The organism is Pseudomonas sp. BN606, from assembly GCF_029873115.1.
Taxonomy (GTDB): Bacteria; Pseudomonadota; Gammaproteobacteria; order Pseudomonadales; family Pseudomonadaceae; genus Metapseudomonas.
The window spans coordinates 59,189-83,399 of sequence record NZ_SSOF01000080.1; the positions used below are offsets into that span (position 1 = coordinate 59,189).

Below are 24,211 nucleotides of genomic sequence, written 5' to 3' on the forward strand. Positions count from 1 at the left end.
AGGCGCACTCAGTGCGCCTCGTCCCAGTTGTCGCCCACGCCCACTTCCACTACCAGCGGCACATCCAGCTCGGCGGCACCGCTCATGAGCGAACGAATCTGCTCGCTTACCTGCGCGACCAGCTCCTCGCGCACTTCCAGGACCAGTTCGTCGTGAACCTGCAGGATGACGCGAGCGTCCAGACCACTTTCCTGCAGCCAATCGTCCACCGCGACCATCGCACGCTTCATGATGTCAGCTGCGGTGCCCTGCATCGGCGCGTTGATCGCAGTGCGCTCAGCGCCCTTGCGCATGGCCTGGTTCTTGGAGTGGATTTCCGGCAAGTAAAGGCGACGACCGAACAACGTCTCGACGAAGCCCTGCTGCGCGGCCTGCTCGCGGGTGCGCTCCATATAGGCCAGCACGCCGGGATAGCGGGCGAAGTAACGGTCAATGTAAGCCTGGGCCTCCTTGCGCTCGACGCCGATCTGTTTGGCCAGGCCGAAGGCGCTCATGCCGTAGATCAGGCCGAAGTTGATCGCCTTGGCACTGCGTCGCTGGTTGTTGCTGACTTCCTCCAGCGCTACGCCGAACACCTCCGATGCGGTGGCACGGTGCACGTCGCGATCATGGCGGAAGGCGTCCAGCAGGCCTTCGTCCTTGGCCAGGTGGGCCATGATGCGCAGTTCGATCTGCGAATAATCCGCCGCCAGCAGCTTGTAGCCCTTGGGCGCGACGAAGGCCTGACGGATGCGCCGCCCTTCGGCGGTACGAATCGGGATGTTCTGCAGGTTCGGGTCAGTGGATGACAGGCGACCGGTAGCCGCCACCGCCTGGTGGTAGGAAGTGTGGATGCGCCCAGTACGCGGGTTGATCTGCTGCGGCAGCTTGTCGGTGTAGGTGCTCTTGAGCTTGCTCAGCGAACGGTACTGCATGATCACCTTGGGCAGCTCGTAGTCCTGCTCGGCAAGGTCGGCGAGCACGTTCTCGGCAGTGGAAGGCTGACCGGTAGCCGTCTTGGCCAGAACCGGCAGGCCGAGTTTTTCATAGAGGATGGCGCCTAGCTGCTTGGGCGAACCGAGGTTGAACTCCTGTCCGGCAAGCTCATAGGCCTGACGCTCCAGTCCCACCATCTTCTCGCCCAGTTCCAGGCTCTGCTGGCCCAGCAGCTTGCCGTCGACATAGGCACCATTGCGCTCGATTCGCGCCAGCACCGGCACCAGCGGCATCTCGATTTCCTTCAGCACCTTGGCCAGGGACGGGATGGCCTCCAGCTTCTGCCAGAGGGTCTGGTGCAGCCGCAGGGTGACGTCGGCATCCTCGGCCGCATAGGGGCCGGCCTGTTCAAGAGCGATCTGGTCGAAGGTCAGCTGCTTGGCGCCCTTGCCGGCAATGTCCTCGAATCGGATGGTGCTCTGGCCCAGGTACTTGAGGGCGAGACTGTCCATGTCGTGGCGGGTGGCGGTGGAGTCCAGCACGTAAGACTCGAGCATGGTGTCGAAGGCGATCCCCTGCACGGCGATCGGGGTGGAGGCATTGGCCAGGACGTTCATGTCGTATTTGGCGTGTTGGCCGACCTTGGCTTTGTGCGGATCTTCCAGCAGCGGCTTGAGGGCCTTGAGCACGGAATCACGATCGAGCTGCGCCGGCACACCCATATAGCTGTGGGCAAGCGGAACGTAAGCCGCCTCACCGGCTTCGACGGCGAAGGACACGCCCACTACCTGCGCCTGCTGGGCGTCGAGGCTGGTGGTCTCGGTGTCGAAGGCGAACAGCGGGGCGGCCTCGAGTTTCTTCATCCAGGCATCGAGCCGAGGTTGTTCCAGCACAACCTCATAGCGCTTCTCGGCCTCGGCAACCGGGGCTTCTTCCAGCGCCAGTTGTTCTCCGCCGGACTTGGCCGCCTGGCGCTGCAGGTCATCGAGCCAGGTTTTGAATTCCAGGGTGCGATAGAGCTCGGCCAGGGCATCACGGTCTGGTTCGCCAGGATGCAGCGCATCGATTTCGACGTTCAGTTCGACGTCGCACTTGATAGTGGCGAGCTTGTAGGACAGGTAAGCCATGTCCTTATGCTCTTCGAGCTTGGCCGGCAGGCCCTTGGCACCACGGATCGGCAGTTCCGGGACCTTGTCCAGGCTGGCGTACAGCATATCGAGGCCGCCACCCACGCCGGTGAGCAGGCCGAGGGCAGTCTTCTCGCCGACACCGGGTACTCCCGGAATGTTGTCGACCTTGTCGCCCATCAGCGCCAGGTAATCGATGATGAGTTCAGGACCGACACCGAATTTCTCCTTCACGCCATCAATGTCCAGCGTGCTACCGGTCATGGTGTTGACCAGCGTAATGTGCCCGTCGACCAGCTGCGCCATGTCCTTGTCGCCCGTGGAGATCACCACCGGCCGACCACCGGCCGCGCTCTGTCGGGCCAGGGTGCCGATCACATCATCGGCTTCCACGCCTTCCACGCAGAGCAGCGGCAGGCCGAGGGCGCGCACGCTGGCGTGCAGAGGTTCTACCTGCACCCGCAGTTCGTCCGGCATCGAGGGGCGATTGGCCTTGTACTGGGCGAACATCTCATCGCGGAAGGTCCCGCCCTTGGCGTCGAAGACCACCGCAAAGGGGCTGTCCGGATACTGCCGACGCAGGCTCTTGAGCATGTTCAGCACGCCTTTTACCGCACCCGTTGGCAAGCCGGCGGAGGTTGTCAGCGGCGGCAGGGCATGGAAGGCGCGGTACAGGTAGGAGGATCCGTCCACCAGGACGAGGGGGGCTTGGCTCATGCGTGAATTCAACCTTTATTCACCGGACCCGAAGTAGAATGGACCGATCATTGACGAGAAGGGACAAGGTTACCATGCGCGCACTGAACCGCCTTTTACTGGCCAGCCTGCTGGCCATCGCTCCAGTCGCCACGTTCGCCGCCGACGAGCCATCCGCCGAGCCGGACGTCACCATCCGCCAGGAAGGCGACAAGACCATCCAGGAATACCGCGTCAACGGTTTCCTGTACGCCATCAAGGTGACCCCGAAGAACGGCAAGCCCTACTTCCTGGTCCGCGCCGATGGCGAAAGCAACTATGTCCGCTCGGACAACCCAGACATGCTCATCCCCGCGTGGGAAATCTTCAGCTGGTAGCGCACGCAACCCCGTAACAAGGTAGTCCAATGTCCGTATTCACTCCGCTCGAACGTCCGGAACTGGAAGCTTTCCTCGCCCCTTACGGGCTTGGCCGGCTGAAGGATTTCCAAGGCATCGCCGAAGGCTCCGAGAACAGCAACTTCTTCGTCAGTCTGGAGCGGGGTGAATTCGTACTGACCCTGGTGGAGCGCGGCCCCAGCCACGATTTACCGTTCTTCATCGAGCTGCTCGATGTGCTCCACGAAGCGGACCTGCCGGTTCCTTTCGCCCTGCGCACCGCGGATGGAAAAGCCCTGCGCGAACTCGCCGGCAAGCCAGCGCTGCTGCAGCCGCGCCTGCCGGGCAAGCATGTGCACCTACCCAATGCCCACCATTGCGCGGAAGTTGGCGCCCTGCTGGCGCGCCTGCACCTGGCAACGCGCGAGCGCGTGCTGGAACGCAAGAGCGATCGCGGCCTGGACTGGATGCTCAATGAAGGTCCGGCGCTGGCCCTGCAACTGGACGACACGGCCCTGCCGCTGATGCGTGATGCACTGCGGGAAATCGGTGAGGTGAAGGAGCGTTTCCTCGCCCTGCCGCGCGCCAACCTGCATGCCGACCTGTTCAAGGACAACGCGTTGTTCGATGGCACCCACCTGTCCGGGGTGATCGACTTCTACAACGCCTGCTCCGGGCCGATGCTCTACGACCTGGCCATCTGCCTGAACGATTGGTGCTCTGATGCCGATGGCCGCCTCGACAAGTCGCTTGCCCGCGCCTTGCTGGGCGCCTATGCCACATTGCGCCCCTTCACCGCCGCCGAGGCCGAACTCTGGCCAACGGCCCTGCGCATCGCTTGCGTACGCTTCTGGCTTTCGCGTCTGATCGCTGCCAATGCCTTCGCCGGGCAGGACGTGCTGATCCACGATCCCAATGTGTTTCAGATGCGACTGGCGCAGCGCCAGAAGGTCGAGCTTCCGCTGCCGTTTGCGCTCTGAAGTCAGGATGGATCCGCTTTTCGTAGGGGCGAATGAATTCGCCCCCACAAGGTTTCGGCTCACCCGCACTTGGAATGGCCGCAATTGAGGCAGGTTGCACAGCCGTCCATCTGCACCACTGCCTGGGTGTTGCACTTGCCGCAGAGCTGGGCGCCGGGCGGAAAACCCTCTCCGGGTTCGGCCTTGGATGTGCCCAGGCTGGCTTCGTAGGCGGCGCGCTTCTCGGCGAGATAGAGCTTGTGTTCCTCGTCCAGCTTCTGGCCTTCCATCAGGCCGATGGCCACCAGATGGCGCTCCAGCACAGCGCCGATCTCAGCCACCAGTGACGGCATATAGACGCCGCCGCGCTTGAGGTAACCGCCGCGCGGATCAAATACAGCTTTCAGCTCTTCCACCAGGAAGGTGCAGTCGCCCCCCTTGCGAAACACCGCCGACATGATGCGGGTGAGGGCGACGATCCACTGGAAGTGCTCCATGCCTTTGGAGTTGATGAAGATCTCGAAGGGTCGACGCTGCTCGAAAGCGGTGCCCGGGTTGAGCACGATGTCATTGATCGTCACGTAGAGCGCGTGCTCGAACAGCGGCGACTTGATCTTGTAGGTGGCGCCTACCAGGGTCTCCGGCCGCTGCAGCGTCTCGTCCATCTGCACCACGGCGGCCGCTTCCTCGGCAGCCTTGCGCGCCTTTTCCTGGTCCAGATCGACCAGGCTGAAACCCTTGATCTTCTTCTCGATCTTGATGGTCATGACGGCCTCCGAGCATTCAATACCTGCCGTAATAGCCTTCCTTCAAGGCGTCGAAGAGGTTCGCGGCGGTGTGCAGCTCACCGTCGTATTCCACCTCCTCGTTGCCGCGCAGCTCCACCAGCGTGCCGTCTTCCAGTTCGAAGCGGTAGACGGTCCTCTCCAGGTCCGAATCCTTCACCAGCACGCCCTGGAAGGCCGCCGGGTTGAAGCGGAATGTCGTGCAACCCTTGAGTCCCTGGCGCCAAGCCTGGAGGTAGATGTCCTTGAAGTCCTCGAAGGGGAAGTCAGTGGGCACGTTGGCCGTCTTTGAGATGGAGGAGTCGATCCATTTCTGCGCGGCCGCCTGCATGTCCACGTGCTCCGCAGGGCTGATGTCGTCAGCACTGACGAAATAGTCCGGCAAGCGTTGCGCCGGATGTTCGGCGTCCGGACGTGCCTGGGTGTTGACCAGCGCGCGGTACGCCAGCAGCTCGTAACTGCAGACGTCGATCTTCTCCTTGGTCTTGCGCCCGGGGCGGATCAGGTTGCGCGAATACTGGTGAGCGTAGCTCGGCTCGATGCCATTGGATGCGTTGTTCGCCAGGCTCAGGCTGATGGTCCCGGTGGGGGCGATGGAGCTGTGATGGGTGAAGCGAGCCCCTACTTCGGCCAGCTCGGCGACCAGCTCCGGCGCATGTTCGGCGATGCGCTGCATATAGCGGGAGTAGCGGGCATGGAGGATGCGGCCAGGTACCCGGTCGCCGACCTTGTAGCCATCGTCCACCATTTCCGGGCGCTTGCGCAGCATGGCGGCGGTAACCTCGTAGTCCTGCATCAGGATCGGGGCCGGGCCCTTCTCCCGCGCCAGTTCCAGTGCTACCTGCCAGCCGGCCAATGCCATTTCCCGCGCCACCTCTTCGGTGAATACACAGGCCTCTGTACTGCCGTAGCGCAACCCCAGCAGCGCAAGTGCTGAGCCGAGCCCCAGGAATCCCATGCCGTGGCGGCGCTTGCCGAGGATTTCCTCGCGCTGGCGCGGTAGCGGCAGGCCGTTGACTTCCACCACGTTGTCGAGCATCCGGGTGAACACCCGCACGACCGCGCGGAAGCGCTCCCAATCGAAATGCGCCTCGCCGGTGAAGGGCTCCTCGACAAAGGCCGTGAGGTTGATCGAGCCCAGCAGGCACGAGCCGTAGGGAGGAAGCGGCTGCTCGCCGCAGGGGTTGGTCGCGCGAATCGCCTCGCACCACCAGTTGTTGTTCAGCTCGTTGACCCGGTCGATGAGGATGAAGCCCGGCTCGGCGAAATCGTAGGTGGACACCATGATCATGTCCCACAGGTGCCGGGCCTGGACGCGACCGTAGACCTTGCAAGCCACCAGGCCATCCTCGCGGACGATGTAGCCGTCGTGCACCGGCCAGTCACGCCAGATCACCTGGGTAGGATCGCCAAAGTCCAGCTCATCCCGTTCCTTCGGGTGCACCGGATAGAGCAGCGGCCACTCGGTGTCATTCTCCACCGCATGCATGAAGGCATCGCTGACCAGCAGGCTGAGGTTGAACTGGCGCAGGCGGCCGTCCTCGCGCTTGACGCGGATGAATTCGCGCACATCGGGATGGCAGACATCGAAGGTGCCCATCTGCGCTCCCCGGCGGCCGCCAGCGGAGCTCACGGTGAAGCACATCTTGTCGTAGATATCCATGAAGGACAGGGGCCCGCTGGTTTGCGCGCCGGCGCCGGATACGTAGGCGCCTCGCGGGCGCAAGGTGCTGAATTCGTAGCCGATGCCGCAGCCGGCCTTGAGCGTCAGCCCGGCTTCATGGACCTTGCCGAGAATGTCGTCCATGGAGTCGAGGATGGTGCCGGAAACGGTGCAATTGATAGTGGACGTGGCGGGCTTGAAGTCCTGGGCACCGGCATTGGAGATGATCCGTCCGGCGGGGATGGCGCCATTGCGCAGGGCCCAGAGGAAGCGCTCGTACCAGTGCTCGCGCGCTGCAACATCGGCCTCCACCTCGGACAAGGCGCGAGCCACACGCTGCCAGGTGGCGTCCGGTGTGAGATCGATGGGGGTACCGTCCTTGTGCTTGAGGCGGTACTTGCTATCCCAGATTTCTTCCGACGCCGCCTGCAAGGCGATGCCATGATTGCCCTGGACCTGTTTGGGCGTTCCCGTCCTGGCCATCCGCTGCCCTCCTGCAATGAAGAGTCCAGACTAGTCGACCACGAATGCCGGCCGCTGATTCACATCAACGCGGCCCGCGGCCCCTCTCTCACATTAGCAGGCGGCTCCAACCCATCGCAGGTTGGTGCGGGCCACGCTGGGCCGAGCGAGGCGAGGTCCAATGATCGGAGGCGGGCCGGACACGATCGGCCGCCCCCTCTCTTAGAGGGAGAGGGGAGAACGACTCAAAGTGCTTCCAGGCAACCCGCCAGGCCATCGCCCAGATTCTGCAGCAAGGTCTCGTAGCCGTTGGCGGCCACCGGCGCACTCATGCCCAAGGCGTCCAGCTCAGCCAGGCGCACTTGCAGGCCGGCGGTCAGGGTATCGGCGAGACGTGGTCGCACTGGCGGTTCATTGAATACGCAGCTCGGACCAGCCTTCTGCAGCCGCTCGCGCATGGCGGCGACGTGTCGGGCGCCGGGCTGCACTTCACTGGCGACGCTGAACACACCCGCATGGCGCAGGCCGTAGGCGCTCTCGAAGTAGTCGAAAGCTTCATGGAAGACGAAGAACGGCTTTCCGGCGACCTTGGCCATGCGCGTCTTCATGCGGGCGTCGAGCTGGTCCAGACGGTCTTCGAAGGCCTTCAGGTTGGCCTGGTAACGAGCGGCGTTGGCCGGGTCGGCGCTGGCGAGGTCAGCGGCCATGCGTGCGGCGATCACCCTTGCGTTGGCCGGCAGCAGCCACAGGTGCGCGTCGATAGAGCCAGGGCGATGGTCATGATCGTGCTCGTGTTCATCGTGCTCGTCTTCGTGCTCATCGTGCAGCGCTTCGAAATGGCGCAGCGTCAGGCCCGGCTCACCCTGCAGCGCCACGCTGGGCTTGTCACGACCTTGCAGCACGCGGGGCAAGAAACCTTCCAGATCGGGGCCGATCCAGTAGAACAGGTCCGCCTCGCGTACCCGGCGCACGTCGGACGGGCGCAAGGCGTACTGGTGCGGCGAAGCGCCCGGAGGCAGCAGCACGTCAGGCTGGCCAGCGCCATCCTGTACGGCAGCGGCGATCAATTGCAGCGGCTTGATGCTGGTCAGCAGGCGCACATCGGCCTGCGCCGACAGGGCACAGGCACTGAGGAACAGGGGGACGAATAGACGGAACACGGCACAGACTCGGCGGTAAAAGAGTTATAGAATAACGTCTCTTTCACCAGACGTCGCCGCCGCCATGCTCAAGCCGATCAGCGCAAAAGCCCCCCTGGCCTGTCGCCCCCACGACCATTCCCATTGCGTGTCCAACGCCCTGGCCGAGGCCGACGCCATCTGCAGTCGCCATGGCCTGCGCCTGACTGCGCTGCGCAAGCGCGTACTGGAGCTGGTCTGGCAGAGCCACAAGCCGCTGGGCGCTTACGACATCCTTGGCGTGCTGACGGAAGAAGACGGTCGCCGCGCGGCGCCGCCCACCGTTTACCGCGCCCTGGATTTCCTCCTGGACAACGGCCTGGTACACCGCATTGCCTCGCTCAACGCGTTCGTCGGCTGCAACCATCCGGGCGAGTCCCACCAGGGTCAGTTCCTCATTTGCCGCAACTGCCAGACCGCCATCGAGCTGGAGCAGTCGAGCATCAGCCAGGCCATCGTCGACAGCGCCAAGTCCGTCGGCTTCGTCGTCGAAGGCCAGACCGTCGAAGTCGTCGGCCTCTGTGCCAGTTGCCAGGTGGCTGCATGAGCGACGTCCTGATCCGCCTCGACAAGATCGGTGTCGATTTCGCCGGCCTGCCGGTACTGCAGGATGTGCACCTCGCGGTAAAGGCCGGGGAAATCGTGACCCTGATCGGCCCCAACGGCGCCGGCAAGACCACCCTGGTGCGCACCGTGCTCGGCCTGCTCAAGCCGGACAAGGGCGAGGTCTGGCGCAAGCCGCGCCTGCATATCGGCTACATGCCGCAGAAGCTCCAGGTGGACGCGACCCTGCCGCTCACCGTGCTGCGCTTCCTGCGCCTGGTGCCGGGTGTCGACCGCAAGGCCGCCCTCGCAGCGCTGGATGAAGTGGGTGCCGCCCAGGTGATCGACAGCCCGCTGCAGAACATCTCCGGCGGCGAATTGCAGCGCGTACTGCTGGCCCGCGCCCTGCTGCGCGAGCCCGAGCTGCTGGTGCTGGACGAACCGGTGCAGGGCGTCGATGTCGCCGGCCAGGCCGAGCTTTACCGCCTGATCACCCGTCTGCGCGACCGACATGGCTGTGGCGTGCTGATGGTCTCCCACGACCTGCACCTGGTGATGAGCGCCACCGACCAGGTGGTCTGCCTGAACCGCCATGTCTGCTGCTCCGGCCATCCGGAACAGGTCAGCTTCGATCCGGCCTTCGTCGAGCTGTTCGGCCAGGATGCCAAGAGCCTCGCGGTCTATCACCACCACCACGACCATGCCCACGACCTGCATGGCGAAGTGGTGAAGCAACCTTTCCCCAGCGGCACCCGTTTCACTCCTGTCCACCAGCACGGCCCCGACTGCAACCATGGCTGATTTCCTCCTCAACGCGCTGCTCGCCGGCCTCGCCCTCGCCCTGGTCGCCGGCCCGCTCGGTTCCTTCGTGGTCTGGCGGCGCATGGCCTACTTCGGCGACACCCTGTCCCACGCCGCACTGCTCGGCGTGGCCCTCGGCCTGATGCTGGACGTCAACCCGACCCTGGCGGTGACCGTCGGCTGCGTGCTGCTCGCCGTGCTGCTGGTAACCCTGCAACAACGCCAGCCACTGGCCTCGGACACCCTGTTGGGCATCCTCGCCCACAGCACGCTGTCCCTGGGCCTGGTGGTGCTGAGTTTCATGAGCGAAGTACGCATCGACCTGATGGGCTATCTCTTCGGCGACTTGCTGGCGGTAAGCCGTACGGACCTCGCCTGGATTCTCGGCGGCAGTGCGCTGGTGCTGCTGGTGCTGATCCCCATGTGGCGGCCGCTGCTCGCGATCACCGTGCACGAGGAATTGGCGCGGGTAGAAGGCCTGCCCGTTGCGGCCATCCGCCTCGCCCTGATGCTGCTGATCGCCATCGTCATCGCCGTCGCCATGAAGATCGTCGGCGTGCTGCTGATCACTTCGTTGCTGATCATTCCGGCCGCGGCCGCCCAGCGCCATGCCCGCAGTCCCGAGCAGATGGCCCTGGGCGCCAGCCTGCTGGGCCTGGTGGCGGTCTGTGCGGGCCTGGCGCTGTCCTGGTTCAAGGACACACCGGCTGGCCCGTCCATCGTTGTCTCCGCGGCCAGCCTGTTCCTCTTCAGCTTTGCCCTGCCGCGACGCGCCTGAGGTCGGCGAGCACCAGGGACGCGGCCTTCTCCGCGATCATCAGGGTCGGCGAGCAGGTGTTGCCGGAGACGATTTCCGGCATCACCGAGGCGTCGGCAATTCGCAATCCCGGCACGCCGTGCACCTTCAGCTCGGCGTCCACCACAGCCTCCGGGCCACGGCCCATTCGACAGGTGCCCACCGGGTGGAAGATGGTGGTGCCGATCTGCCCCGCCGCCTCATGCAGCTCCTCTTCGCTCTGTAGCGCCGGGCCCGGCAGGTATTCCTCCGGCCGATAGCGCGCCAGCGCGGGCGCGGCGGCGATACGCCGGGTGAGGCGTATGGTATCAGCGGCGACTCGCAAGTCCTCGGCATCACTCAGGTAGTTAGGCCGGATCAACGGCGGCGCCTTGTGATCGACCGAGCGGATATCCACCCGGCCGCGACTCTGCGGGCGCAGGTTGCACACCGAAGCGGTGAACGCCGGGAAGGGATGCAGCGGTTCGCCGAAGCGCTCCAGTGACAGCGGCTGCACGTGATATTCGAGGTTCGCCCGGGTCTGCTCAGGACCGGAACGTACGAAGGCGCCCAGCTGACTCGGTGCCATGGCCAGCGGACCGCTGCGACTGGCGAGATACTGCAGCCCCATGCCCAGCTTGCCCCACCAATTGCCAGCCAACTGGTTGAGGGTCGGCACCCCGGACACCTTAAAGATCAGGCGCAGCTGAAGGTGGTCCTGCAAGTTGCCGCCCACACCTGGCAGTTCGTGGCGCACGCCAATACCGAGCCGCTCCAGCAAGGGCCTGGGACCTATCCCGGAGCGCTGCAGCAACATGGGCGTACTTACGGCACCGGCACAGAGGATCACTTCGCGGCGCGCACGGAACTCCTGCTGCAGGCCTTCCCAGCGCCCAACCACACCCACTGCACGCCCCCGCTCCAGCAGTAGTCGATCCACCTCCACGCCCGTACGTACGGTCAAGTTCGGCCGATGCATTACCGGGCGCAGGAATCCCTTGGAGGCATTCCAGCGCACACCCCTGCGCTGGTTCACCTGGAAGTAGCCGCAGCCCTGGTTGTCGCCGGTGTTGAAGTCCTCGACAGGCGCAATCCCGCACTCGCCGGCAGCCAGCCGGAAGGCGTCGAGGATTTCCCAGGACAGGCGCTGGCGCTCGACCCGCCACTCGCCGGCTTCGCTATGAAACTCACTGGCCCCGCCGAAATGGCTTTCGCTCCTGAGGAACAGGGCCAGCACGTCCTTCCAGCTCCATCCCGGATTGCCCAGCGCCTCCCAGCGATCGTAGTCGGCGGACTGGCCGCGCATGTAGATCATCCCGTTGATCGAGGAACTGCCGCCCAGCACCCGCCCGCGCGGGTAGCCCAGGCTGCGGCCATGCAGGCCGGGCTCGGCCTCGGTGCGATAGCACCAGTCGGTACGTGGGTTGCCGATGCAATAGAGGTAGCCAACCGGAATGTGGATCCAGGGATGGTTATCCCGGCCACCGGCCTCCAGCAGCAGTACGCGCACCTTGGGGTCCGCCGAGAGCCGGTTGGCCAGTAGGCAACCGGCAGGGCCGGCGCCGACGATGAGGTAGTCGAATTCCTCGTGGGCAGGGTACATGGCAATCCTCGCCGTTCTTGTCGTTATGACTGGCCATAGTGCAGCAGCTGCGCATCGAACAGGAGCCTGGATGACATATCCAGGACCGCTGGGATGCCTCCAGAAATGCCATCCTCGCGGCCGATTTGCCCCTACTTTTTGTCCTGAAGAGTGCCGCAGTGTAGAATCGCGCGTTTTTTGAGCAATCAGAGACCCGCCGGAATGAAGCAGTTCGCTACTCGTTGCCTGCCTGTTGTCGCCTTTTCCCTGCTGCTGGCCGCCTGCCAGACCGCCCAGCAAGTGGCCGAATTGCCAACGGACGAACTGGTGAGCAGCTTTCAACACCTCGACCGTGACCTTACCGAAGGCAAGCTCACCGAAGCAGAAGCCCGTCTCGAGGACCTCGAGCGTAGCGCCGCTGGCGATACCCGCCTGGAGCAGTATCAGCGCCAGCTCGCCGATGCCTGGCTGAAGCGTGGCCAGGCCGCCCTGCAACAGGGCGACCTGGACAACGCCGCCAAGGCCCTCAGCCATGCCCGCAGCCTGATGCCTCAGGCGCCGGCCCTGACCACTGGACTGGACGGAGCCATCGACAAGGCCCGTGAGGACGCCGAAGCTCGCGCAGAGCAGGCCCGCCGCGCCAGCGAAGCCGCAGCTGCCAAGGAAAACGCAGCGCGCCTGGAACAGGCCCGCCAGTTGCGCGAAGCCGCCGAGCGCCAAGCCGCCGCCATCCAGGCGAACGCCACACTGCCCAACGCCCCCGAGGGTGAAAAACCCGTCGCCCAGGCCGCCAAACCGCTGCGCGCCTTAACGCCGCTGGTGGAAATGCCCCAGCTCGACCGTGATGACAACGAGAACCTGCGTCGCCTGCTGGATGGTGTGGCCGCCGATATCGTCGCTCACGATTGCGCCGTGCAGATTCAGGTGCGCGAGGCCAAGGACTATCCATGGGTCGCCGCCCTGCTGTCGGCACGGGTGAAGAAACTCGACCCTGGTTTCAAGACGCAGTACAGCCAGGCCCTGAAGCCCGACCAGGTCCCGCGCCTGGTGCTCAGCCCCCGCCACTGAACGCCCCTGCCGGGCGGCGACTAGACTGCACGAAGTCCACCTGTCGCTTATTCCTCGTTGCTATAGCCTTAGGTCCAGAAAGATTTTCTGTGCCTATGTGCCAGCAGGTAAACTTGCCGGTTTTTAGCCGATCCGGCTAACGACGAACCCACAAGGTTTCCGCAGTGATCGAATTCCATAACGTCCACAAGGCGTACCGCGTTGAAGGCCGCGAAATCCCGGCCCTGCAGCCGACCGACCTCGCCATTCAGAGCGGCGAAGTATTCGGCCTGATCGGCCATTCGGGTGCCGGCAAGAGCACCCTGCTGCGCCTGATCAACCGCCTTGAAGAGCCCACCGGCGGTCGCATCGTCATCGACGGCGACGACATTACCGCCCTGGACAGCGAAGGCCTGCGCCGCTTCCGCCAGCGCGTCGGAATGATCTTCCAGCACTTCAACCTGCTGTCGTCCAAGACCGTCGCCGAGAACGTCGCCTTGCCCCTGAAGCTGGCAGGCGAGCTGTCGCGCACCGAGATCGATCGACGCGTCGCCGAACTGCTGGCCCGCGTGGGCCTCAGTGACCACGCCCGCAAGTACCCGGCGCAACTCTCTGGCGGCCAGAAGCAGCGCGTGGGCATTGCCCGAGCCCTGGCTACGCAGCCGAAAATCCTGCTCTGCGACGAGGCCACCAGTGCCCTCGACCCGCAGACCACGGCCTCGGTGCTGCAACTGCTTGCCGAGATCAACCGCGAACTGAAGCTCACCATCGTCCTCATCACCCACGAGATGGATGTGATCCGCCGGGTGTGCGACCGCGTGGCAGTAATGGACGGCGGCGTGATCGTCGAGCAGGGCACGGTAGCCGATGTGTTCCTGCATCCCCAACACACCACCACCCAGCGCTTCGTGCTGGAAGATGAGCAGGTCGACGAAGGCGAGCAGCGTGACGACTTCACCCACGTCAGCGGCCGCATCCTGCGCCTGACCTTCCGTGGCGAAGCTACCTACGCCCCGCTGCTGGGCACCGTCGCGCGCCAGACCGGCGTCGACTACAGCATCCTTGCCGGCCGCATCGACCGTATCAAGGACACCCCCTACGGCCAACTGACCCTGGCCCTGACCGGCGGCGACATCGACGCCGCGCTTGGCTGCTTCCGCGCGGCGGACGTGCACCTGGAGATCCTGCGCTGATGGAAGCCTTGCTCGCCAATATCGACTGGTACGAAATCTGGCTCGCCACCCTCGACACCTTCCTGATGCTGGGTGGCTCGCTGCTGTTCACCGTGCTGCTGGGCCTGCCGCTGGGCGTGCTGCTGTTCCTTACCGGCCCGCGCCAGCTGTTCGAGCAGAAGACCATCTACGGTCTGCTGTCGCTTCTGGTGAACGTGCTGCGCTCACTGCCCTTCATCATCCTGCTGATCGTGATGATCCCGTTCACCGTGTTCATCACTGGCACCTCCCTGGGTGTCGCCGGTGCCATTCCACCGCTGGTGGTGGGTGCCACGCCGTTCTTCGCACGCCTGGTGGAAACTGCCTTGCGCGAGGTGGACCGCGGCATTCTCGAAGCCACCCAGGCCATGGGCGCCACCACGCGCCAGATCATCTGGAACGCCCTGCTGCCGGAAGCGCGGCCGGGCATCTTCGCCGCCATCACGGTCACCGCCATCACGCTGGTGTCCTACACCGCCATGGCGGGTGTGGTGGGCGCGGGTGGCCTCGGCGACCTGGCCATCCGCTTCGGCTACCAGCGCTTCCAGACCGACGTGATGGTGGTCACCGTGGTCCTGCTGCTGGTGCTCGTACAGATCCTGCAAACCGTCGGCGACAAGCTGGTGGTGCATTTTTCCCGTAAATGACCTGGTGCCGGCGCCATCCGCGCCGGCCCGATGACTTCCCAAAAGGAGCCGTTCATGAAGAAATTGCTGGTGGCCTTCGCCGCACTGACCGCCCTCTCCGCCCAGGCCGACACGCTGAAAGTCGCCGCTACCCCGGTGCCTCATGCGGAAATCCTCGAGTTCATCAAGCCGCAGCTGGCGAAGGAAGGCGTGGACCTGCAGGTGAAGGTCTTCACCGACTACGTGCAGCCCAACGTGCAGGTTGCCGAAGGCCGCCTCGACGCCAACTTCTTCCAGCACCAGCCCTACCTGGATGAGTTCAACAAGGCCCGTCAGACCAAGGTGAAGCTGGTATCCGTGGTTGGCGTGCACGTCGAGCCCTTCGGCGCTTATTCCAGCAAGGTGAAGTCCCTGGCCGAACTGCCGGAAGGCGCCCAGGTGGTCATCCCCAACGACGCCACCAACGGCGGCCGCGCCCTGCTGCTGCTGGACAAGGCCGGCGTGATCAAGTTGAAGGACAACACCAGCATCACCGCCACCCCGAAGGACATCGTCGAGAATCCGAAGGGCATCAAGGTGCGTGAACTGGAAGCCGCCACCCTGCCGCGCGTGCTGAACCAGGTGGACCTGGCGCTGATCAACACCAACTACGCGCTGGAAGCCAAGCTGAACCCCACCAAGGACGCCTTGGTGATCGAAGGCAGCGACTCGCCCTACGTGAACATTCTGGTTGCCCGCGAGGACAACAAGGCCAGCGCCGACATGCAGAAACTGGCCAAGGCCCTGAACAGCCCCGAGGTGAAGAAGTTCATCGAGGAGAAGTACAAGGGCGCCGTAGTGCCGGCGTTCTGATCACTTCGCGCTGAATGAAAAAGCCCGCTCGATTGAGCGGGCTTTTTTGTGGGTGTCGAGGTATCGGAGGGCAGCGCCACCTGTAGGGGCGAATTCATTCGCCAAGGGCTGCGAAGCGGCCCTGAGCTCAGCCCTTCGGCGTCACCAGCCCCGGCAGTTGCTCCTTGAGCTTCTGGTTGTTCAGCGGCGAGCGGATGAAGCCGCGCTGGGTACCGTCAGGGCCCAGGACCACCAGGTTGCCGCTGTGGTCCACGGTGTAGTTTTCCTTGCTGGTGTCAGCCGGGATGAAGGGGATGCTTACCGCATTGGAGAGTTTCTGCAGGGTCGGCAGGTCGGCGGTCAGGCCAATGAAGGCCGGGTCAAAGTAGCCCAGGTACTGCTTGAGCTGTTGCGGCGTGTCGCGGCTTGGGTCGACGCTGACGAGGATGATCTGCAGGTTGTTGCGCGCCGCCTCCGGCAGCAGGCCCTTGAGTTCGCGCATCTGCGCCAGCGTGGTGGGGCAGATGTCCGGGCAGAAGGTGTAGCCGAAGAACACCAGGCTCCACTTGTCCTTGAACTGGTCGACGCGCATCTTTTCACCGTCCTGGTTGGTCATTTCCAGCGCCGGCAGGGTGCGGCTCTGCGGCAGCAGGACGATGCCGGCATCGAGCAACTTGGTCGGGTCGGCCTGAGCCTGGCTGGTCAGGACCTTGTGCACGGTGAGGCCGAGCACCACGGCAACCAGGGCGACGAGGACGAAGACGGTTTTCTGGATTCGGGTCATAGGTTCAGCATCAGGTAGTGGTCCACCAGCAGGGCGATGAACAGCAGGAAGAGGTAGGCGATAGAGTACTTGAAGGTCTTGATCGCGGCGTGCGGTCGGCTGTCACGGTACAGCACCCAGGCCCATTGCAGGAAGCGCGCACCCAGGGCCACCGCGCAAACCAGATAGAGCACGCCGCTCATGTGGATGGCATAGGGCAGCAGGCTCACCGCGAACATCACCAGCGTATAGAGCAGGATGTGCACCTTGGTGTAGTGCTCACCGTGGGTCACCGGCAGCATCGGGATATCGGCCTTGGCGTATTCCTCTTTGCGATGAATGGCGAGCGCCCAGAAGTGCGGTGGGGTCCAGGCGAAGATGATCAGTACCAACAGTAGCGGCTCTGCGGTGAGATGGCCGGTCACGGCGACCCAGCCGAGCAGTGGTGGTGCAGCGCCGGCCAGGCCGCCGATGACGATGTTCTGCGGCGTGGCGCGCTTGAGAAATCCGGTATAGAGCACCGCGTAACCCACCAGTGAAGCCAGGGTCAGCCAGGCGGTCAGCTCGTTGGTGAAGGCCAGCAGCAGAGCCTGGCCGAGCACCGCCAGGACGAAGGCGAATCCCAATGCCGCAGTCGGCGAGACGCGACCGTTGACCACGGGCCGCTTCAGCGTGCGCGCCATGATCGAGTCGATGCGTCGGTCCACCACATGGTTGACCGCCGCCGCCGCACCGGCACACAGGCCGATGCCGAGGTTGCCGAACAGCAGCACTGTCCAGGGCACACCGGCGCGGGTGGCGAGGAACATGCCGACCAGGGAAGTGATGAGCATCAGCACCACCACCTTGGGTTTGGTCAGTTCCAGGTAGTCGCGCCAGCTGGCACGGGCCTGGCTGTGTCCTTGGCTGAGCAGAGTGGCCATGGCGTGTTCTCCTTATTTACTGTGCGAAGTGATCGCCGTAGGAGCGAGCTCTGCTCGCGAATCCCCGGCAATCCCGCGATCGCGAGCAGAGCTCGCTCCTACAAGAAGTGCTGAAGCGCGCACCCGGTAGTTGACCGAAACCAGCACCAGCAGCAGCAACGCGCCGCCGCCGTTGTGGGCGACCGCCACCGGGAGCGGGAGGTGGAAGACCACGTTGCTGATGCCCAGCCCCACCTGCAGGCAGAGTGCCGCCAGCAGCAGTCCGGCCAGTCGCGACAGTCCGTTGCGATGAAGTTGCCAGGCAACGCCCAGCAGCACGAGGGTCACGACCAGCGCACCAAGGCGGTGAGTCATGTGGATGGCGGTGCGGGCGTCACTGTCGAGCTGGCCGCCCAGGTAGTTGGGGCCGATGTGCTGGGTCAGGTGGAAGCCGTTGGCGAAGTCCATCGCCGGCCACCACTGCCCATGGCAGGTGGGCAGGTCGACGCAGGCAACCGCCGCATAGTTGGAACTGACCCAGCCGCCCAAAGCGATCTGCCCGATCACCAGTGCCAGCCCCAATGCCGCCCAGCGTCGCAGCCGAGCAGGCAGCGCCAGGGCAGGGAAGGCATTGGACAGGCGCAAGGAAAGCAGCAGCAGCAGGGACAGCGTGGTGAATCCTCCCAACAGGTGCGCAGTGACCACCTGCGGCCAGAGTTGCAGAGTCACCGTCCACATGCCGAACGCGGCCTGGGCGACGACCACAACCACCAGCAGCAGCGGTAGCTTCAGCGGCTGACCGTCACGGCCGCGCAAGCTCACGGCATGGATAGCCAGGCCAAGGATCACCAGGCCGAGGGTTCCGGCGAAGTAGCGGTGGACCATCTCGTTCCAGCCTTTATCCGCTTCCACGGGTGCGTTGGGGAAGTTGGCTTCGGCGTGGGCCAGTTGGGCCTCGGACTGCGGCACGCTGATGAAGCCATAGCAGCCCGGCCAGTCCGGGCAGCCGAGGCCGGCGTGAGTCAGGCGGGTATAGGCGCCCAATAGCACCACCACTACCGCCAGCAGGGTGGCGAACAAGGCGAAGTGAAATCCGGGCCGGTTCTTGTACTTGTCCACAGCAGCCGCTCCTCACCTTTCCGGAGAAAGGGGTCGTTCAACCGATATTGGAAAGCTTCAGCAGGTGACGCAGGTCGTTGAGGATCTTCTTGCCTTTGGTGGTGCCGTCGTAACGCAGGACGAGATTGCCGTGGGGGTCGACGATCCACAACTGGGCACCACCGAGGTTCTCGGTGGCCTTGCTGTAGGTGGCCGGTTCCAGGCCATAGCGCTTGAGGCGTGGATATTCCTGTTTGAGTTTTTCGGCGTAGTCGGCCGGCATCCCGGTAACGGCCACGGCATGACTGGCACGAGAGGCATCACGCCCCAGACCGATGTGGATCTGCCGCGCGACGAACACCATTTGCTGGCAATCCTGCTCGCAACCTACCGGGGCGGTGACCAGCAGTTGCCAGATTTGCTCTGGCATCGCGTCCCGCACACCCAGGTCGGCGATGGTCTGGCCATTGCCAATGAGTGTGCCGTGATAACTGCGCCCCTCAGGCACCCAGAAGCTGAATTTGTACATGGCCGTGGCCAGCAGCATCGGACCGATCACCACCATCAGGATCAGCAGCAGCTGGATGCGACCACGGCGCCGTGGCGGTGCGTTCTCAGGCATGGCGAGTACTGGGTTCATTGTTGTTTTCCCGTCCTTTGCGCAATCCGAAGTAAATGAACAGGCCGAGCAGAGCGGTCGCCAGGGCGAACCATTGCACGGCGTAGCCGAGGTGTTTTTCCGGTCCCATGGCGACCACGGGCCAGTCGGTGCGGTACGCCGCCGGGCCTTCCTCCAGGCGCAGCTCAAGAGGCACGCCATTGCGGCCCAGGCTCTGCCAGAGGGCGACGGCATCCACTTGGCTGACCAGTTGCGGCCAGCCGCTCGCTTCAAGGTGTTTGAGTTCGAACGCTACGCCCGGCGGCACGTAGGCCCAGGCTGTCAGTTGCTGAACGCCATCAGGGGTGCTGAAGATGGGCGCGACGCGGCGATCAGGCCAGGGCAGCCAGCCACGGTTGACCAGCAGCCAACGGCCGCTCGAGTCGTCCTGGAAGGGTTGCAGCAGCTCAACCCCAGCCTTGCCATCCCGGATGCGGCTGTCCAGCAGCAGGCTGTGCGCAGCATCGAAATGCCCGTGTAGGCGCACCCGCAGGTAGGCGGGGTTGGCACTGGTGAGGAAGTCATCTAAGGCGAGCGGGGCGGAGATACGGCGGGCCTCGGCGGCAGCCAGCAGCTGGCGTTTTTCCTCTGCACGGGACAGCTGCCAGAAGCCCAGGCCGATCAGCACCGGCAACAGCGCGAGTACCACCAGGGTAGGCACCAAGCCGGGCCGGAATGCACTCATGGGCGTCGTCCGTGACGCTGAACAGGGCTGGCTATACTGCACAACATCCCCCTTCCCCCGGAGTCACGCATGCTCAAGGCTGCGATCGTCCTCATGTTGCTTGCCACAGTGGTCAGCCTGTTCAGCGGCCTTTTCTTCCTGGTCAAGGACGAAGGCCGCAGCTCCCGCGTGGTCAATGCGCTAACGGTTCGTGTAGTTCTGACCGCCCTGACCCTGGCACTCATTGCCTGGGGTTTCTACAGCGGCCAGTTCGTTTCCCATGTCACCTGGTAAGCCAGAGGTCCCCACCTCTGGCCACCGCCGTCACAACATCTTCAAAGTACGTAGACGAAGGTAAACAGTCCGATCCACACCACGTCCACGAAGTGCCAGTACCAGGCCGCCGCTTCGAAGCCGAAGTGGTGCTCGGCGTCGAAGTGGCCACGCAGGATGCGCACCAGCATCACCGTCAGGATCAACGCGCCCATGGTCACGTGGGCACCGTGGAAGCCGGTGAGCATGAAGAAGGTCGCGCCGTAGATACCCGAGCCGAGAGTCAGCCCCAGTTCCTTGTAGGCGTGGATGTACTCCTCGGCCTGGAAGCCCAGGAAGGTCAGCCCCAGCAGGATGGTCACCGCCAGCCACAGCTTGAGCGGACCGCGCTTGTTCTTGCGCAGCGCGTGGTGGGCAAAGGTCACGGTGAAGCTGGAGGTCACCAGCAGGAGGGTGTTGATCAGCGGCAGGTGCCACGGGTCGATCACCGCCTTGGGTGGAGGGAACAGCTTGGAATCCGGGTTGTTCAGCAGCGGCCAGGTGTACTCGAAGTTTGGCCACAGCATGTTGGCGACGCCCTTGGCACCCTCACCGCCGAGCCAGGGACCGGCGAAGTGGCGGATATAGAAGAGGGCACCGAAGAACGCGGCGAAGAACATCACCTCGGAGAAGATGAACCAGCTCATGCCCCAGCGGAAGGAGCGATCCATCTGCGGGCTATACAAGCCGCCGCGACTTTCGCGGATCACATTGCCGAACCAACCAAACAGCATGTAGGCCAGGATAAGGCCGCCGACGAAGAAGACGATCGGCCCGTTGGAGTCCGGTCGCGCCGCCTTGAGGTCGTTGAACCAGGTGCCCAGGCCGTAGACCGTTGTCAGCAGGCCGATAGTGGCAATGATCGGCCATTTGCTCTGGGCCGGGACGTAATACTGCTCGTGACTAGCCATCGTTGTTGTTCTCCTTATCGGCCCGTCAGCCGTCATTCCTGGCGACTGGTGGCTTGCGGGCGGTGATATCGAACAGCGTGTAAGCGAGTGTCAGGTGATGTACATCGGCCGGCAGGTCACGGTCGACGATGAAGCGCACCGGCATCTCGATGCGCTCGCCGGGCTGCAGGACCTGCTGGGTGAAGCAGAAGCATTCGGTCTTGTGGAAGAAGGCCGCCGCCTTGGACGGCGCCACGCTGGGAATCGCCTGGGCGGTCATTGGCTTGTCGGTCGGGTTGTAGGCGACGAACAGCATCTCGTTGCTCGCGCCCGGATGCACCACCAGGTCATCCGCCCTGGGGCGAAATTCCCAGCTCATCCCTGCCGCGTTGGTGGCGAGGAACTGCACCCGCACCTGACGTTGCTGGTCCTCGGACTGCGCTCCCTCGTAGGCCGAGCCCGTGGTCTTGCCATTGATGCCGAAGGCCTGGCACATCACGTCGTAGATCGGCACCAGGGCAAAACCGAAGCCGAACATCGCCACCACCAGCACCAAAAGGCGCTGGATCAGGCGGCGAGTGCTCAATTCCCCGTTCATTTCACTTCACTTCCGGTGGCGTGGTGAAGGTGTGGTAAGGCGCCGGCGAAGGCACCGTCCACTCCAGCCCCTCGGCGCCATCCCAGGGCTTGGCCGGGGCTTTCTTGCCGCCACGGATGCACTTGATGACGATGAACAGGAAGAGGAACTGGGTCGCGCCGAAGCTGAAGGCGCCGATGGACGAGATCATGTTGAAGTCGGCGAACTGCAGGTTGTAGTCCGGAATCCGCCGCGGCATGCCTGCCAGCCCTACGAAGTGCATCGGGAAGAACGCCATGTTCATGCCGACGAAGCTCAGCCAGAAGTGCAGCTTGCCGAGGGTCTCGTCGTACATATGGCCAGTCCATTTCGGCAGCCAGTAGTAGGCCGAGGCGAAGATGCCGAAGATGGCGCCAGGCACCAGAACGTAGTGGAAGTGGGCCACCACGAAGTAGGTGTCGTGGTACTGGAAGTCTGCCGGGGCAATGGCCAGCATCAACCCGGAGAAGCCACCGATGGTGAACAGGATGACGAATGCCACGGCGAACAGCATGGGCGTCTCGAAGGTCAGCGAGCCTTCCCACATGGTGCTCACCCAGTTGAACACCTTCACCCCGGTGGGCACGGCGATCAGCATGGTGGCGAACATGAAGAACAGCTCACCGGTCAGCGGGATGCCCACGGTGAACATGTGGTGTGCCCAGACGATGAAGGACAGGAAGGCGATGGATGCGGTGGCGTAGACCATCGAGGTGTAGCCGAACAGCGGCTTGCGGCTGAAGGCCGGGATGATCGCGCTGACCGCGCCGAAGGCGGGCAGGATCATGATGTACACCTCGGGGTGGCCGAAGAACCAGAACACATGCTGGAACAGAACCGGATCACCACCGCCAGCGGCACTGAAGAAGCTGGTGCCGAAGTGGATGTCCATCAGCATCATGGTCACGCAACCGGCCAGTACCGGCATCACTGCGATCAGCAGGAAGGCGGTGATCAGCCAGGTCCAGACGAACAGCGGCATCTTCATCAGGGTCATGCCGGGAGCACGGAGGTTGAGGATGGTGGCGATCACGTTGATCGCCCCCATGATCGAACTGATGCCCATCAGGTGGATGGCGAAGATGAAGAAGGTGACGCTTTCCGGCGCGTAGGTCGTGGATAACGGCGCGTAGAAGGTCCAGCCGAAGTTGGGCCCTCCGCCGGCGGAGAACAACGTGCTGACCAGCAGGCCGAAGGCAGCCGGCAGCAGCCAGAAGCTGAAGTTGTTCATCCGCGGCAGCGCCATGTCCGGCGCGCCGATCATCAGCGGGATCATCCAGTTGGCCAGGCCGACGAAGGCCGGCATCACGGCGCCAAACACCATGATTAGGCCGTGCATGGTGGTCATCTGGTTGAAGAACTCCGGCTGCACGATCTGCAGGCCGGGCTGGAACAGCTCGGCGCGAATCACCATCGCCATCGAGCCGCCCAGCAGGAACGCGGCGAAGCTGAACCACAGGTACATCGTGCCGATGTCCTTGTGGTTGGTGGTCAGCACCCAGCGCATCAGGCCCTTGGCCGGACCGTGGTGGTGATCATGCCCGGCATGATCGTGGTCGATCACTGCACTCATGTCAGTCTCCATATAGGCCGGTGTCTTCTTCATTGGCTTTCCGCCTGTTTCAGAGCCAGCACTTCCTTGGGCGTCACCATGTCGCCCTTGTTGTTGCCCCAGGCGTTGCGCTCGTAAGTGATGACGGCGGCGATATCGACTTCGGAGAGCTGCTTGCCGAAGGCGGCCATGGAGGTACCCGGCTTGCCGTGGAAGACGATGTTCAGGTGGTCTTCCTTCGGCCCGGTGGCGATCTTCGAGCCCTTCAGCGCCGGGAACATGGGCGGCATGCCCTGACCTTCAGGCTGGTGACAGGCGGCACAGGTCGTGTGGTAGACCTTGTCGCCTCGCGCAACCAGTTCGTCCAGGGTCCATTCCTTGTCGGTCAGCTCCTTGAGCTTGGCGGTCTCTTCCTTGCGCGCGGCCAGCCACTTGGCGAAGTCCTCCTGGGACTTGGCCTCGACCACGATGGGCATGAAGCCGTGGTCCTTGCCGCACAACTCCGTGCACTGGCCACGGTAGATGCCCGGTTTCTCGATGCGGGTCCAGGATTCGTTGACGAAGCCGGGGATCGCATCTTTCTTCACCGCCAGCGCCGGCACCCACCAGGAGTGGATCACGTCGGCGGCGGTGATCAGGAAGCGCACCTTGGTGCCAACGGGCACCACCAGGGGCTGGTCGACTTCCAGCAGGTAGTGCTCGTCCTTCGGCGCCTTGTTATTGATCTGCTCAGCGGGCGTGGCCAGGTTGCTGAAGAACTCCACGTCCTGGCCCAGGTACTTGTAGTGCCACTTCCACTGGTAACCCGTGACCTGCACATCCAGTCCCGACTCGGAGGTGTCGTAGATGTCGATCAGGGTCTTGGTCGCCGGCACCGCCATCAGCACGAGGATGACGAAGGGCACGACGGTCCAGAGGATTTCCACCGTTGTGCTCTCGTGGAAATGCGCCGGCTGCTGGCCGGTGGAACGGCGGTGGATGATCATCGACCAGAACATGGCACCGAAGACCAATACGCCGATAACGACGCAGATCCAGAAGATGGTCATGTGCAGATCGAAAACGGTGCGGCTGACCTCGGTAGCACCGGGCGCCATGTTGACTGTCCAGGCAGCCTCCGCCTGGCTGAGAACAGACAGCAGCAGGAGTCCCATCCAGACTCGTGGATGTCGCATCAT

At 63.9% G+C, this 24,211-nt stretch carries 24 protein-coding genes; 10 read left to right on the forward strand and 14 right to left on the reverse strand.

Features of this window, described 5'->3' with window-relative positions; translation table 11 throughout:
- Nucleotides 1-8: 8 nt before the first annotated feature.
- Entirely contained in the window at nucleotides 9-2,759 is a 2,751-nt protein-coding gene (gene polA, locus E8E75_RS22930) for a DNA polymerase I (protein WP_153919376.1), read from the reverse strand.
- A 74-nt stretch (nucleotides 2,760-2,833) separates the two neighbouring features.
- Here polA and E8E75_RS22935 point away from each other — a divergent pair, with 74 nt between their 5' ends.
- Nucleotides 2,834-3,115 (forward strand): DUF2782 domain-containing protein, encoded by a 282-nt coding sequence (locus E8E75_RS22935; RefSeq protein WP_069081419.1) that lies wholly within the window; start codon nucleotides 2,834-2,836, stop codon nucleotides 3,113-3,115.
- Nucleotides 3,116-3,144: 29 nt separating this feature from the next.
- A complete protein-coding gene (locus E8E75_RS22940; RefSeq protein WP_120653766.1) occupies nucleotides 3,145-4,095 on the forward strand; it encodes a homoserine kinase in 951 nt (316 codons plus the stop codon).
- A 59-nt stretch (nucleotides 4,096-4,154) separates the two neighbouring features.
- On the opposite strand, the gene E8E75_RS22945 is transcribed toward E8E75_RS22940, so the two are convergent.
- The 3 genes from E8E75_RS22945 to E8E75_RS22955 all read right to left on the reverse strand — a co-directional run bounded on the left by E8E75_RS22945 (nucleotide 4,155) and on the right by E8E75_RS22955 (nucleotide 8,144).
- The gene (locus E8E75_RS22945) at nucleotides 4,155-4,841 is read right to left on the reverse strand and encodes an NrdJb (protein WP_077527573.1); all 687 of its coding nucleotides are present in this window, start codon (nucleotides 4,839-4,841) and stop codon (nucleotides 4,155-4,157) included.
- 16 nt (nucleotides 4,842-4,857) lie between these two features.
- Complete coding sequence (locus tag E8E75_RS22950) at nucleotides 4,858-7,005, reverse strand: adenosylcobalamin-dependent ribonucleoside-diphosphate reductase (protein WP_153919373.1); 2,148 nt, start codon at nucleotides 7,003-7,005, stop codon at nucleotides 4,858-4,860.
- A 224-nt stretch (nucleotides 7,006-7,229) separates the two neighbouring features.
- Nucleotides 7,230-8,144, reverse strand: coding sequence for a zinc ABC transporter substrate-binding protein (locus E8E75_RS22955; RefSeq protein ID WP_120653768.1), 915 nt, complete (start codon nucleotides 8,142-8,144; stop codon nucleotides 7,230-7,232).
- A gap of 64 nt (nucleotides 8,145-8,208) precedes the next feature.
- Here E8E75_RS22955 and E8E75_RS22960 point away from each other — a divergent pair, with 64 nt between their 5' ends.
- The 3 genes from E8E75_RS22960 to znuB are packed head-to-tail and all read left to right on the forward strand — an operon-like array spanning nucleotide 8,209 to nucleotide 10,284.
- Entirely contained in the window at nucleotides 8,209-8,709 is a 501-nt protein-coding gene (locus tag E8E75_RS22960) for a Fur family transcriptional regulator (RefSeq protein ID WP_120653769.1), read from the forward strand.
- Complete coding sequence (znuC, locus tag E8E75_RS22965; protein WP_120653770.1) at nucleotides 8,706-9,506, forward strand: zinc ABC transporter ATP-binding protein ZnuC; 801 nt, start codon at nucleotides 8,706-8,708, stop codon at nucleotides 9,504-9,506. Before E8E75_RS22960 ends, znuC begins: the two co-directional genes overlap by 4 nt.
- Nucleotides 9,499-10,284, forward strand: coding sequence for a zinc ABC transporter permease subunit ZnuB (gene znuB, locus E8E75_RS22970; protein ID WP_153919370.1), 786 nt, complete (start codon nucleotides 9,499-9,501; stop codon nucleotides 10,282-10,284). Before znuC ends, znuB begins: the two co-directional genes overlap by 8 nt.
- Here the strand turns inward: znuB and E8E75_RS22975 are convergent.
- Entirely contained in the window at nucleotides 10,256-11,884 is a 1,629-nt protein-coding gene (locus E8E75_RS22975) for a GMC family oxidoreductase N-terminal domain-containing protein (RefSeq protein ID WP_153919368.1), read from the reverse strand. The genes znuB and E8E75_RS22975 overlap by 29 nt on opposite strands.
- Before the next feature lie 201 nt (nucleotides 11,885-12,085).
- Here E8E75_RS22975 and E8E75_RS22980 point away from each other — a divergent pair, with 201 nt between their 5' ends.
- The 4 genes from E8E75_RS22980 to E8E75_RS22995 all read left to right on the forward strand — a co-directional run bounded on the left by E8E75_RS22980 (nucleotide 12,086) and on the right by E8E75_RS22995 (nucleotide 15,599).
- Nucleotides 12,086-12,931, forward strand: a complete 846-nt coding sequence (locus E8E75_RS22980) for a PA5502 family lipoprotein (protein ID WP_153919366.1) — start codon at nucleotides 12,086-12,088, stop codon at nucleotides 12,929-12,931.
- A gap of 164 nt (nucleotides 12,932-13,095) precedes the next feature.
- Nucleotides 13,096-14,103, forward strand: a complete 1,008-nt coding sequence (locus E8E75_RS22985; RefSeq protein WP_280359817.1) for a methionine ABC transporter ATP-binding protein — start codon at nucleotides 13,096-13,098, stop codon at nucleotides 14,101-14,103.
- Complete coding sequence (locus E8E75_RS22990) at nucleotides 14,103-14,768, forward strand: methionine ABC transporter permease (RefSeq protein ID WP_120653775.1); 666 nt, start codon at nucleotides 14,103-14,105, stop codon at nucleotides 14,766-14,768. The genes E8E75_RS22985 and E8E75_RS22990 overlap by 1 nt, the downstream gene beginning before the upstream one ends.
- A 54-nt stretch (nucleotides 14,769-14,822) precedes the next feature.
- Nucleotides 14,823-15,599: a MetQ/NlpA family ABC transporter substrate-binding protein gene (locus E8E75_RS22995; RefSeq protein ID WP_120653776.1), complete on the forward strand. Its 777-nt coding sequence runs from the start codon at nucleotides 14,823-14,825 to the stop codon at nucleotides 15,597-15,599.
- A 127-nt stretch (nucleotides 15,600-15,726) separates the two neighbouring features.
- Here E8E75_RS22995 and E8E75_RS23000 read toward each other — a convergent pair whose 3' ends face one another.
- The 5 genes from E8E75_RS23000 to E8E75_RS23020 are packed head-to-tail and all read right to left on the reverse strand — an operon-like array spanning nucleotide 15,727 to nucleotide 19,684.
- Nucleotides 15,727-16,362: an SCO family protein gene (locus E8E75_RS23000; RefSeq protein ID WP_120653777.1), complete on the reverse strand. Its 636-nt coding sequence runs from the start codon at nucleotides 16,360-16,362 to the stop codon at nucleotides 15,727-15,729.
- Nucleotides 16,359-17,264 carry a heme o synthase gene (gene cyoE / locus E8E75_RS23005; RefSeq protein WP_120653778.1) on the reverse strand — a complete coding sequence of 302 codons (906 nt, stop codon included), beginning with the start codon at nucleotides 17,262-17,264 and terminating at the stop codon, nucleotides 16,359-16,361. The genes E8E75_RS23000 and cyoE overlap by 4 nt, the downstream gene beginning before the upstream one ends.
- Before the next feature lie 12 nt (nucleotides 17,265-17,276).
- Nucleotides 17,277-18,362, reverse strand: coding sequence for a COX15/CtaA family protein (locus E8E75_RS23010; protein WP_280359821.1), 1,086 nt, complete (start codon nucleotides 18,360-18,362; stop codon nucleotides 17,277-17,279).
- A 37-nt stretch (nucleotides 18,363-18,399) separates the two neighbouring features.
- Complete coding sequence (locus E8E75_RS23015) at nucleotides 18,400-18,981, reverse strand: hypothetical protein (protein ID WP_153919364.1); 582 nt, start codon at nucleotides 18,979-18,981, stop codon at nucleotides 18,400-18,402.
- A complete protein-coding gene (locus tag E8E75_RS23020) occupies nucleotides 18,956-19,684 on the reverse strand; it encodes an SURF1 family protein (RefSeq protein WP_120653781.1) in 729 nt (242 codons plus the stop codon). The genes E8E75_RS23015 and E8E75_RS23020 overlap by 26 nt, the downstream gene beginning before the upstream one ends.
- Before the next feature lie 69 nt (nucleotides 19,685-19,753).
- On the opposite strand from E8E75_RS23020, the gene E8E75_RS23025 reads away from it, so the two are divergent.
- Entirely contained in the window at nucleotides 19,754-19,957 is a 204-nt protein-coding gene (locus E8E75_RS23025) for a twin transmembrane helix small protein (protein WP_120653782.1), read from the forward strand.
- A 41-nt stretch (nucleotides 19,958-19,998) separates the two neighbouring features.
- On the opposite strand, the gene E8E75_RS23030 is transcribed toward E8E75_RS23025, so the two are convergent.
- Genes E8E75_RS23030 through coxB form a run of 4 tightly spaced genes read right to left on the reverse strand, consistent with a single transcriptional unit; the run spans nucleotide 19,999 to nucleotide 24,211 of the window.
- The gene (locus E8E75_RS23030; RefSeq protein WP_120653783.1) at nucleotides 19,999-20,886 is read right to left on the reverse strand and encodes a cytochrome c oxidase subunit 3; all 888 of its coding nucleotides are present in this window, start codon (nucleotides 20,884-20,886) and stop codon (nucleotides 19,999-20,001) included.
- Between the two features lie 25 nt (nucleotides 20,887-20,911).
- On the reverse strand, nucleotides 20,912-21,463 hold the full coding sequence (locus E8E75_RS23035) for a cytochrome c oxidase assembly protein (RefSeq protein ID WP_120653784.1): 552 nt from the start codon (nucleotides 21,461-21,463) through the stop codon (nucleotides 20,912-20,914).
- Nucleotide 21,464: 1 nt separating this feature from the next.
- The gene (ctaD, locus tag E8E75_RS23040) at nucleotides 21,465-23,054 is read right to left on the reverse strand and encodes a cytochrome c oxidase subunit I (RefSeq protein ID WP_120655313.1); all 1,590 of its coding nucleotides are present in this window, start codon (nucleotides 23,052-23,054) and stop codon (nucleotides 21,465-21,467) included.
- Nucleotides 23,055-23,083: 29 nt separating this feature from the next.
- Complete coding sequence (gene coxB / locus E8E75_RS23045) at nucleotides 23,084-24,211, reverse strand: cytochrome c oxidase subunit II (protein ID WP_178123487.1); 1,128 nt, start codon at nucleotides 24,209-24,211, stop codon at nucleotides 23,084-23,086.

Coding starts and splice junctions, on each gene's coding strand:
- E8E75_RS22950 (WP_153919373.1), bottom strand. CDS start 7,005: ATGGCCAGGACGGGAACGCCCAAACAGGTCCAGGGCAATCATGGCATC.
- E8E75_RS22975 (WP_153919368.1), bottom strand. CDS start 11,884: ATGTACCCTGCCCACGAGGAATTCGACTACCTCATCGTCGGCGCCGGC.
- E8E75_RS23030 (WP_120653783.1), bottom strand. CDS start 20,886: ATGGCTAGTCACGAGCAGTATTACGTCCCGGCCCAGAGCAAATGGCCG.
- E8E75_RS22945 (WP_077527573.1), bottom strand. CDS start 4,841: ATGACCATCAAGATCGAGAAGAAGATCAAGGGTTTCAGCCTGGTCGAT.
- polA (WP_153919376.1), bottom strand. CDS start 2,759: ATGAGCCAAGCCCCCCTCGTCCTGGTGGACGGATCCTCCTACCTGTAC.
- znuB (WP_153919370.1), top strand. CDS start 9,499: ATGGCTGATTTCCTCCTCAACGCGCTGCTCGCCGGCCTCGCCCTCGCC.
- E8E75_RS23035 (WP_120653784.1), bottom strand. CDS start 21,463: ATGAACGGGGAATTGAGCACTCGCCGCCTGATCCAGCGCCTTTTGGTG.
- E8E75_RS22995 (WP_120653776.1), top strand. CDS start 14,823: ATGAAGAAATTGCTGGTGGCCTTCGCCGCACTGACCGCCCTCTCCGCC.
- E8E75_RS22960 (WP_120653769.1), top strand. CDS start 8,209: ATGCTCAAGCCGATCAGCGCAAAAGCCCCCCTGGCCTGTCGCCCCCAC.
- E8E75_RS22990 (WP_120653775.1), top strand. CDS start 14,103: ATGGAAGCCTTGCTCGCCAATATCGACTGGTACGAAATCTGGCTCGCC.
- E8E75_RS22935 (WP_069081419.1), top strand. CDS start 2,834: ATGCGCGCACTGAACCGCCTTTTACTGGCCAGCCTGCTGGCCATCGCT.
- coxB (WP_178123487.1), bottom strand. CDS start 24,211: ATGATGCGACATCCACGAGTCTGGATGGGACTCCTGCTGCTGTCTGTT.
- E8E75_RS23020 (WP_120653781.1), bottom strand. CDS start 19,684: ATGAGTGCATTCCGGCCCGGCTTGGTGCCTACCCTGGTGGTACTCGCG.
- E8E75_RS23015 (WP_153919364.1), bottom strand. CDS start 18,981: ATGAACCCAGTACTCGCCATGCCTGAGAACGCACCGCCACGGCGCCGT.
- E8E75_RS22940 (WP_120653766.1), top strand. CDS start 3,145: ATGTCCGTATTCACTCCGCTCGAACGTCCGGAACTGGAAGCTTTCCTC.
- E8E75_RS23025 (WP_120653782.1), top strand. CDS start 19,754: ATGCTCAAGGCTGCGATCGTCCTCATGTTGCTTGCCACAGTGGTCAGC.
- E8E75_RS23000 (WP_120653777.1), bottom strand. CDS start 16,362: ATGACCCGAATCCAGAAAACCGTCTTCGTCCTCGTCGCCCTGGTTGCC.
- cyoE (WP_120653778.1), bottom strand. CDS start 17,264: ATGGCCACTCTGCTCAGCCAAGGACACAGCCAGGCCCGTGCCAGCTGG.
- ctaD (WP_120655313.1), bottom strand. CDS start 23,054: ATGAGTGCAGTGATCGACCACGATCATGCCGGGCATGATCACCACCAC.
- E8E75_RS22980 (WP_153919366.1), top strand. CDS start 12,086: ATGAAGCAGTTCGCTACTCGTTGCCTGCCTGTTGTCGCCTTTTCCCTG.
- znuC (WP_120653770.1), top strand. CDS start 8,706: ATGAGCGACGTCCTGATCCGCCTCGACAAGATCGGTGTCGATTTCGCC.